This window comes from Cellulomonas bogoriensis 69B4 = DSM 16987, assembly GCF_000767165.1.
GTDB lineage: Bacteria > Actinomycetota > Actinomycetes > Actinomycetales > Cellulomonadaceae > Actinotalea > Actinotalea bogoriensis.
The window spans coordinates 1-9946 of sequence record NZ_AXCZ01000097.1 but is presented as its reverse complement, the minus strand read 5'-3'; the positions used below and the strand labels follow the sequence as shown (position 1 = coordinate 9946).

8 protein-coding genes are annotated in these 9946 nt (G+C 72.7%); 1 reads left to right on the top strand and 7 read right to left on the bottom strand.

Annotated elements, in window-relative coordinates:
• The 7 genes from pgsA to N869_RS09645 all read right to left on the bottom strand — a co-directional run.
• A partial coding sequence (pgsA, locus tag N869_RS09675) for a CDP-diacylglycerol--glycerol-3-phosphate 3-phosphatidyltransferase (protein ID WP_035060816.1) occupies nt 1–576 on the bottom strand: 576 nt, incomplete at its 3' end.
• A gap of 77 nt (nt 577–653) precedes the next feature.
• Nucleotides 654–2834, bottom strand: a complete 2181-nt coding sequence (locus tag N869_RS09670; protein ID WP_035060813.1) for a sensor domain-containing protein — start codon at nt 2832–2834, stop codon at nt 654–656.
• On the bottom strand, nt 2835–5291 hold the full coding sequence (locus N869_RS09665; RefSeq protein WP_035060826.1) for an FtsK/SpoIIIE family DNA translocase: 2457 nt from the start codon (nt 5289–5291) through the stop codon (nt 2835–2837). It abuts the gene before it with no gap.
• Between the two features lie 264 nt (nt 5292–5555).
• Nucleotides 5556–7241 (bottom strand): ribonuclease J, encoded by a 1686-nt coding sequence (locus tag N869_RS09660; RefSeq protein ID WP_035060810.1) that lies wholly within the window; start codon nt 7239–7241, stop codon nt 5556–5558.
• Nucleotides 7241–8158, bottom strand: coding sequence for a 4-hydroxy-tetrahydrodipicolinate synthase (gene dapA, locus N869_RS09655; RefSeq protein WP_035060807.1), 918 nt, complete (start codon nt 8156–8158; stop codon nt 7241–7243). The genes N869_RS09660 and dapA overlap by 1 nt, the downstream gene beginning before the upstream one ends.
• A 9-nt stretch (nt 8159–8167) precedes the next feature.
• Nucleotides 8168–8695 (bottom strand): dihydrofolate reductase, encoded by a 528-nt coding sequence (locus N869_RS09650; RefSeq protein ID WP_035060824.1) that lies wholly within the window; start codon nt 8693–8695, stop codon nt 8168–8170.
• A 16-nt stretch (nt 8696–8711) separates the two neighbouring features.
• Complete coding sequence (locus N869_RS09645; protein ID WP_408606353.1) at nt 8712–9548, bottom strand: thymidylate synthase; 837 nt, start codon at nt 9546–9548, stop codon at nt 8712–8714.
• Nucleotides 9549–9583: 35 nt separating this feature from the next.
• On the opposite strand from N869_RS09645, the gene N869_RS09640 reads away from it, so the two are divergent.
• The coding region (locus N869_RS09640; protein WP_035060819.1) for an AzlC family ABC transporter permease at nt 9584–9946 on the top strand (363 nt) is incomplete at its 3' end.

Here is a 9946-nt window from a genome sequence, read left to right as displayed (position 1 = left end):
CGGCTCGCGGACCGCGGCCCGCCGCACCCGCCACCCGCGGACCAGGTAGTCCACCCCCGTGACCACCGTGACCGCCACCGCGAGCAGCACCACCACCCAGGCCACGACCGTGACCACGGCGGGGAGCGCCGCCAGCGGCAGGACGAAGAGCCCGATGCCCACCGACTGCAGCACGGTCTTCAGCTTGCCGCCCCGCGACGCGGGGATCACCACGTACCGCAGGACCGCCAGACGCATCGCCGTGATCCCCAGCTCACGGACCAGGACCACGACGGTGACCCACCACGGCAGGTCACCGACCCACGACAGGGCCACCAGGCTGCCCCCGATGAGGAGCTTGTCCGCGATGGGGTCGACCAGCTTGCCCCAGTCGGTCACCTGGTCCAGGCGGCGGGCGAGGTACCCGTCGAGCCTGTCGGTTCCCGCAGCGAGCGCGAACAGCGCCGCAGCGACCCACCGGCGTGTGCCGGTGCCGTCGTCGGTGAGCAGAGCCACCAGCACCAACGGCACCAGGGCGATGCGAGCCACGGTCACCCCGTTGGCCAGGTTCCACACCGACGTCCTCGCAGCGACCACGCACACACCTTACGGTCCAGCGGGGGTGCGCCGTGCACCCGACGTCCCAGGCGGGTGCACCCGGGTGACGCGTCCGGTCACAGTCCCGTGACCGGCTCGGACCGGCCCTCGCCGAACCACCAACCCTGCCCGTGCACCCAACCGGCCTCCTGCAGCACGAGCGCCTGCGCCTCGGTCTCGACGCCCTCGGCCACCGTCGCCAGCTCCATCTGCTGCGCCAACGCCGCCAGGGCCCGGCTCACCTGCTCCGCCGCAGGATCCGCGGGAATCCCCGCGGTGAACGACATGTCGAGCTTCACCCCGTCCACCGGCATGTCGCGCAGGTAGGACAGCGGCCACACGCCGGTGCCGAAGTCGTCGAGCAGGACCGGCACACCGGCCGCCCGCAGGCGCGTCAACCCGTGCCGGACCGGACCATCGGGCTCCAGGCCCGCCTCGGTGAGCTCCACCACCAGTCGGCCGGGTTCGATCCCGTGGCGCCCGACCTCCGCCAGGACCCCCTCGACGAGATCAGGGTCGCTGAGCTGCTGGGCCGACAGGTTCACCGACACCCAACCCGGCGTGGCGCCCCGGACCAGGTGGGCGACCGCCTGCCTGACCACCGCGGAACCGAGGGCACCACCGAGACCAGCCTGTCCGGCCGCGTCCAGGAACTCCCCCGGCATCAGGAGCCCGTGGACCGGGTGCTGCCAGCGCACCAGGGCCTCGTGGCCGACCACCCGTCCCGACGCGAGCTCCACCACAGGCTGGTAGTGCAGCACCAGCTGGCCGTGCTCGATCGCCCCGCCGAGCTCGGTCCCCGACCCCTCGGGCGGCGCACCGTCGGGTTCTGCCATCGAGGCGTCGTACACCTCCGTCCGGGACCGGCCGCCGGCCTTGGCACGGTAGACGGCGGCGTCGGCGGCGGCCAGGAGCGCCATCGGCCCCTGCTGCACCAGGTCGTGATCGGCGACCGCCACCCCGACGCTGGCCCGCACCTGCAACCTGGTGCGCTCCACCCGCACCGGAGTCCGCAGACCTCGGTGGATCCCGGCGGCGACCTCGAAGCCCGCCCGAGCCGCGTCCCCCTCGTGGATCACCACCACGAACTCGTCACCACCCAGGCGCGCGACCGTCCCCCGACTGCCCGTCGCGGCCCGCAGCACCCCCGCGACGTGCGTGAGAACCGCGTCGCCGGCCGCGTGCCCGTACCGGTCGTTGATCTGCTTGAACTCGTCGAGGTCGACCACGATCACCGCGACACGGCCCACGGCGTCCGGCAGCTCCACCGCCTTCTGCAGCACCGCCTGCATCAGCAGACGGTTCGCCAACCCGGTCAGGGGGTCGTGGGCCGCGCGGTGGGCCAGCATCTCGGCCTGGGTCCGGAGCTCGGTGACATCCGTCACCTGGGTCACGAAGTGGTCCGGTCGACCGTCCGGGCACCGGACCAGGACCACGTCCAAGGACACCCACACCGTGCTGCCGTCCGCCCTCAGGTACCTCTTGTCGAGCGTGAACCGCTCGTCGTGCCCGGACAGCAACCGCCCCACCGCGCGTCTCTCAGCCGCCCGGTCCTCAGGATGGGAGAAGGACGACAGGTCGCGCCCCACCAAGGCCTCCGGGACGGTGCCCAGCAGCACGGCGAACGCCGGGTTGACCTCCTCCAGGCACCACTGCGGGTCCATCAGCGCCATCCCGATCGGCGCGTTCTCCATCGCGGCGCGGAACTGCAGCTCGGACCGGGCCAGGGCAGCCCGGACCTCCCGCGGCCCCGTCATGTCCGTGAACGTCGTGACCAGCTGCGGCGTCCCCTGCTCGTCGGCCAGCTCGCTCGTCGCGGGCTGGACCCAGTGCGGCGCGGACCCGCCCCGCTGCACCAGTCCCACCGAGTAGGCACCGAGGTCGCCGGGGGCCGGTGGGGGCCGTCGCGCGAACACCGCGGCGACCGCCACCTGCTCGCCGTCGTCGTTGACCCAGGTGACCGGCAGGTCGGTCAGGCGCCGTCCCACCACCTCGCTGCGGCTCACGCCCATCGCGGCGGCAGCCGCAGCGTTCACCTCGAGCACCACCCCGGCCGGGGAGTGGACCACCAGCCCCTCCCTGCCTGCCGACAGCACAGCCTCCAGCCGGGCCCGAGCCTGGGCAGCGGTGACCCGGTCGGCACCGAGCCGGCCCGCAGCGACGCGGGCACGCCACCACAGGACGACCAGGACCAGGCACAGGGCCGCCACGACGACGGCCGCGGCGAACCACGCCGGGCCGGACGGGATCTGGGCCATCTAGGCCTCGTCGGCGTCCGGCGCCGCGGCCGCGTCCGGTGCGCCGGACGGCGCCGGGTCCCGGCCGCGCAGCATCGCGAGGGTGCCGGGAAGGTCGTCCGGCTGGACCAGCACCTCCCGGGCCTTGGACCCCTCGGACGGGCCCACGATCTCGCGCGACTCCAGCAGGTCCATCAGCCGTCCCGCCTTGGCGAACCCGACCCGGAGCTTGCGCTGCAGCATCGACGTCGAACCGAACTGGGTGGTCACGACCAGCTCGGCGGCCTGCAGCAGCAGGTCCAGGTCGTCACCGATGTCCTCGTCGACCTGCTTCTTGGGCGCGACGGCCGTCACGTCCTCGCGGTACGTCGGCTTGAGCTGCTCCTTCACGTGCTCCACGACCGCGTGGATCTCGCTCTCGGCGACCCACGCGCCCTGGACCCGCATCGGCTTCGCCGACCCCATCGGCAGGAACAGCGCATCACCCTGCCCGATGAGCTTCTCGGCGCCGGGCTGGTCGAGCACCACCCGGGAGTCGGTGAGCGAGGACGTCGCGAACGCGAGCCGGGACGGGACGTTCGCCTTGATCAACCCGGTGACGACGTCCACGCTGGGCCGCTGCGTGGCGAGCACCAGGTGGATCCCCGCCGCACGCGCGAGCTGGGTGATCCGCTGGATCGAGGCCTCCACGTCCCGGGGGGCCACCATCATGAGGTCGGCGAGCTCGTCGACGATCACGAGCAGGTACGGGTAGGGGGCGATCTTGCGCTCGCTGCCGGGCAGGGGCTTGACCTTGCCCGAGCGGACGCCGGCGTTGAAGTCGTCGATGTGCTTGTAGCCGAAGGTCGCGAGGTCGTCGTACCGCGACTCCATCTCGCGGACCACCCACTCCAGGGCCTCGGCGGCCTTCTTGGGGTTGGTGATGATCGGGGTGATCAGGTGCGGGATGCCCTCGTAGAGCGTCAGCTCGACGCGCTTGGGGTCGACCAGGATCATGCGGACCTCGTCCGGCGTCGCCCGCATGAGGATCGAGGTGATCATCGAGTTCACGAAGCTCGACTTGCCCGCACCGGTCGCACCCGCGACCAGCAGGTGCGGCATCTTGGCGAGGTTGGCCACCACGTAGCCGCCCTCGACGTCCTTGCCCACGCCCATGACCATCGGGTGCTCGGTGCGCCGGGCCACGGACGAGCGGAGCACGTCCCCCAGGGCGACGGTCTCACGGTCGGCGTTCGGGATCTCGATGCCGATCGCCGACTTGCCGGGGATCGGCGACAGGATCCGCACGTCGGCGCTGGCCACCGCGTACGAGATGTTCCGGCTCAGCGCCGTCACACGCTCGACCTTGGTCCCCGGACCGAGCTCCACCTCGTACCGGGTGACGGTGGGACCCCGGCTGAACCCTGTGACCTTCGCGTCCACGCCGAACTGGTCGAGGACCGTGCTCAGGGCCTCGACCACACGGTCGTTCGCCGCCGACCGCACCTTGTGCGGCGAACCCTTGGCCAGGGACGAGTCCGGGGGCAACGTGTACACCACGTCCCCCTCGAGCATCGGCTGCTCCCCGCGGGGCATCGGGTCCGACGGCGGGGGCACCAGATCACCCACCGACCCCATGACCGTCGTCGCCTCGTCGTCGGCAGCCGTGCCCGCCGGACGCCCGGTCGCAGCCATCACCTGGGTGGCGGCCTCGTCGGGGTCCTCAGCAGCCGGATCTGCCGGCGCCGTCATGGCAGCGGTCTCGAAGGCCTCGTCGCCGGCGAACTGGTCGAGCTCGACGGTGGCGTCCTCCTCCGGCGCCGGGCGGCGCGGACGACGCCTGGCGCCCTTGCGCCGCGGGGCACCCTCCGCCTCCTGCTGCTGGGCGAGGGTCGGGAGGTTCGCCAGGTCATCGGGATCGACCTCGGGCCCGTCCGCGCCCGTCAGCCGCCGGTACCCGGCGCGGAGCCTGGGACCCACCTGGTGGACGGGGGTGGCCGTGAGCACCAGGATCCCGAACCCGGCGAGGAGCGCCAGCAGGGGCACCGCGACCCACGCCGTGACCAGGGTGTCCAACGGGGTCGCGATCAGGTACCCCAGCACACCGCCGGCACGGCGGACCGCGTCCAGGTCCTCGCCCGGCGCCGGCAGGCCCGCGCCCAGGTGCACCAGTCCGCACACGGCGAGCAGCACGGCCGCGGTGCCGATCCCCATGCGACCGTTGGCCTGGACGCGCTCGGGGTGGCGCATCAACCGCACCGCCGAGAACAGCAGCAGAACCGGCACGACCACACCGACCACACCGAACGTCCCCGCCACCACCGCGTGGACCACGTCCCCGGCCGTGCCCGACAACCCCCACCACTCACGGGCAGCCACCACCACCGCCAGACCCAGCAGGGTGAACGCCAACCCGTCCCGGCGGTGCGCGGGATCGAGGTCCTTGGCACCCCGACCGACGGAGCGGGCCGTGCCACCCACGACGTGGGCCGTGCCCATCCAGATCCCCCGCACGACCCGGACCGGCAGCGAACGCCGGGGCGGCTCCGGTGCGGCACCGCGGCGTGGCGCGCGGCCTCCCGACGTGCCACCGGCACGGGGAGTCGGCGCACGGCCGCTCGAGGAACGTGCGGTGCCGTTGCGTCCAGGGGAAGACGTACGGGTGGCCATGGTGCTCACCGTACCGGCCACCACCCACCAGGGCCCGGAGGACCGGCCGAACGGGTGTACGGCGTCGAGGGCGACCGGACTCCGGTCCGCGGGTCAGGTCTGGACGACGACCGGGACGATCATGGGTCGGCGACGCAACCGGTTCGACACCCAGCGGCCCACGACCCGGCGCATCACCTGCTGGAGCTGCTGGGGGTCGGCGGCACCACCCAGAGCCGCCTCCTCCAGCGCCCGGGCGACCTCCGGGCGGACGTCCTCGAAGACGGCGTCGTCCTCGGCGAAGCCGCGCGCGAGGATCTGGGGGCCCGCCACCACCGCGCCCGTCGCGGTGTCGACCGCCGCGAAGATCGAGACGAACCCCTCCTCACCGAGGATCCGGCGGTCCTTGAGCTCGGCATCGGTCAACGTGCCCACCGCCGACCCGTCGACGTACACGTACCGGCACGGCACCGCACCCACGACCTCGGCTCTGCCGTCCACCAGGTCCACGACGACGCCGTCCTCGGCCAGGACGACCCGGTCACGGTCGACCCCCGACCGCACCGCGATCTCCCCGTTGGCGACCAGGTGCCGCACCTCCCCGTGCACCGGCATCACGTTGCGCGGGCGCAGGATGTTGTAGCAGTACAGCAGCTCCCCGGCACTCGCATGACCGGAGACGTGCACCCGGGCGTTGCCCTGGTGCACGACGTCGGCCCCGAGCCGCATGAGGCCGTTGATCACCCGGAACACGGCGTTCTCGTTCCCCGGGATCATGGACGAGGCGAGGACGACCGTGTCACCCGGCCCGACCTCGACCCGGTGGTCCCGGTTCGCCATCCGCGACAGGGCCGCCATCGGCTCGCCCTGGGACCCCGTGCACATCAGGACCACCTGGTCCTCGGGCAGGTCGTCGACCGCCCGCACGTCCACCAGCACCCCGTCCGGGACGTCCAGGTAGCCCAGCTGGGCGGCGATACCCATGTTGCGGACCATCGAGCGGCCCACCAGCGCGACCTTGCGGCCGTGCGCGGCTGCCGCGTGCAGGACCTGCTGCACACGGTGGACGTGGGAGGCGAACGACGCCACGATCACCCGCCGCCCGGCCCCCGCCATCACCTGGTCCAGGACCGGCCCGATCTCACGCTCGTGCGCCGTGAACCCGGGGACCTCGGCGTTGGTGGAGTCGACCAGGAACAGGTCCACCCCCTCCTCCCCCAGGCGGGCGAAGGCACGCAGGTCCGTGATCCGCCCGTCGAGCGGCAGCTGGTCCATCTTGAAGTCACCGGTGTGGAGCACCATGCCGGCCGACGTCCGCACCGCGACCGCGAGCGCGTCCGGGATCGAGTGGTTGACCGCGACGAACTCGCAGTCGAACGGCCCCAGCCGCTCCCGGTCACCCTCGCGCACGGTCAGGCTGAAGGGCGTGATGCGGTGCTCGCGGAGCTTGGCCTCGACGAACGCCAGGGTCAGCGGCGACCCCACCAACGGCAGGTCGGGGCGCAGCCTGAGTAGGTAGGGGACGGCCCCGATGTGGTCCTCGTGGCCGTGGGTGAGGACGATCGCCTCGACGTCGTCGAGCCGGTCGGCGATGTGGTCGAAGTCCGGCAGGATCAGGTCGACACCTGGCTGGTGGTCCTCGGGGAAGAGCACGCCGCAGTCGATGACCAGGAGTCTGCCGCGGTGCTCCAGGACGGTCATGTTGCGGCCGATCTCGCCCAGGCCCCCCAGCGGGACCACGCGCAGCGCGCCGTCGGGGAGCTCCGGGGGTGGCCCCAGCTCGGGGTGGGGGTGGGACATCAGGCCTCCGCGGTGTCGAGCAGCCCCTCTGCGACGAGGATCGTGCGGACGGCGTCCACCTCGTCCTGGGCGGCGGGGACCTGGGGCAGGCGCATCGCCGCCGACGGGATCAGGCCCAGGAGGGAGAGGGTGAGCTTGCACCGCAGCGCGCCGTTGCCGGTGCTGCAGATCAGGTCGACCAACGGCATCAGGTCGGCGAACCGCTCGGTGGCGGCACGGACCTCACCCCGGTCGAACTCCTCGATGACGGTCGCGAGCCGGCGGCCGGCGAGGTGGCCGGTCATGCTCACCAGGCCGGACCCGCCCACGGACAGGAACGGGAGCAGGAACGCGTCGTCCCCGGAGTACCAGGCCAGACCGGTGCGGCGGATGCTCCGCAGGGCCGCGGGCAGGTCGGCGGTGGCGTCCTTGACGGCCACGACGTTCGGGTGCTCGGCCAGACGGTCCAGCGTCTGGGGTGCGTAGCGCACCGCGGTCCGCGCCGGGACGTCGTAGAGCATCACGGGCAGGTCGGTGGCGTCGGCGACCGCGAGGGTGTGCTGGTAGATGCCCTCCTGGGAGGGGCGGGAGTAGTAGGGGGTCACGACCAGCAGGCCGTGGGCGCCTGCCTCGGCGGCCTGCTCGGCCATGCGGACCGCGTGCACGGTGTCGTTCGACCCGGCGCCGGCGAGCACCACCGCACGGTCGCCGACCTCCTCGACCACGGCCCGCACCAGGTAGGCCTTCTCGGGTGCGTGGGTGGTGGGCGCCTCACCGGTCGTCCCGTTCAGGACGATGCCGTCGTGCCCGTTGTCGACGAGGTGGGCGGCCAGCGCCCGGGCGGCGTCGACGTCGACGGCGCCGTCCTCGTCCTTCATCGGCGTCACCATGGCCGTGAGCAGCGAGCCGAACGGTCGAGGGGGTGCACCTGAGGTCATGGGCCCAAACTAGCGCCCGTCGGCCGTCCGTGAGGCCTGGGGCCGTACGCCGGGACGAGGAGTCCTGACGAAGGTCCGGAACCGGTAGCGCAGGCCGGTGCGGGACGTGTGCCAGCCCTCGTCCGGGTCCTCGGAGTCCACGACCCAGCCCTCGTCCAGGGCCGGTGCGTAGGTGTCGCCGTCGACGTCGACGTCGACCTCGGTGACCTCCACCCGCGCGGCCCGGGGCAGCAGCGCCCGGTACACCTCACCGCCGCCGATCACCCACGCGTGGTCGCTTCCCACCAGCGTGAGGACCGCGTCGAGGTCCGGGACCAGCAGGGCCCCGTCAACGGGTGCGGGTGAGCGTGACAGCACCACGTTGCGGCGCCCGGGCAGCGGCCGCACGCGCGCGGGCAGGGAGTCCCACGTGCGTCTGCCCATCACCACGGTCCCGCCCGAGGTGAGGTCCCGGAACCGCTTCATGTCCTCGGGCAGGTGCCAGGGCAGCTGCCCGTCACGTCCGATGACGCCCGAGCGTGAGCACCCCCAGATCATCGAGAGCACGGTGACCTCAGACCGCGACGGGCGCGCTGATCGCCGGGTGGTGGCGGTACCCGACCACCTGGACGTCGTCGTAGCCGTAGGCGTCGATGGACGGGGCGCGGCGCAGCTGCAGGGTCGGGAAGGCGTAGGCCTCGCGGGACAGCTGCTCGCGAGCCTGGTCGACGTGGTTGTCGTAGACGTGGCAGTCGCCACCGGTCCACACCAGCTCCCCCACGTCCAGGTCGGTCTGCTGGGCGACCATGTGGGTCAGCAGCGCGTAGGAGGCGATGTTGAACGGGACGCCCAGGAACATGTCGGCGCTGCGCTGGTAGAGCTGGCACGACAGGCGCCCCTGGGCCACGTGGAACTGGAACAGCGCGTGGCACGGCGCCAGCGCCATGCGTGGCAGGTCGGCGACGTTCCAGGCCGAGACCACGTGCCGGCGGGAGTCGGGGTCGGTGCGGAGGTTCTCGATCACCTGGCCGAGCTGGTCGACGTGGTCACCGCCGGGCGTGGGCCACGACCGCCACTGCACGCCGTAGACCGGACCCAGGTCGCCGTCGGGGCCGGCCCACTCGTCCCAGATGCTCACGCCCTGCTCCTGCAACCAGCGGGCGCTGGACTCCCCCCGCAGGAACCACAGCAGCTCCAGGACCACCGAGCGCAGGTGCACCCGCTTGGTCGTGACCAGGGGGAACCCGGCCGCCAGGTCGAACCGGATCTGCTGGCCGAACAGGCTGCGGGTCCCGGTGCCGGTGCGGTCAGACTTGGGCACGCCCTCGTCCATGACCCGCCGCAGCAGGTCCTCGTACGGGGTGGTGGTGCCGGGTGCTGTGCCGTCAGGGCTCGTGGGCATGGGGGACATCGTAGGTCCGCCCGGACGCCCACGATAATGACGGCGTGACGGTCACCAGGGACGAGGGCAGACTCGTCCGCCAGGCGGTGTCGGTGGCGACCGCGACCGGGCTGTACGGCATCTCGTTCGGGGCGCTGGCCGTCACCGCGGGACTGGACGTGTGGCAGACCGTGGCGCTGAGCACCCTGATGTTCACCGGCGGGTCCCAGTTCGCGTTCATCGGCGTCCTCGGCGCCGGTGGTGCCCCCGGGGCCGCCGTGGCCACGGCTGCCCTGCTGGGTTCGCGCAACGCCCTGTACGGGGCGATCCTGGCCCCGCTCCTGCACGCGCGGGGCAGCAGGCGGCTGGTCGCCGCGCACCTGACGATCGACGAGTCGACGGCCGTCGCCGCCGCGCAGGCCGACGCC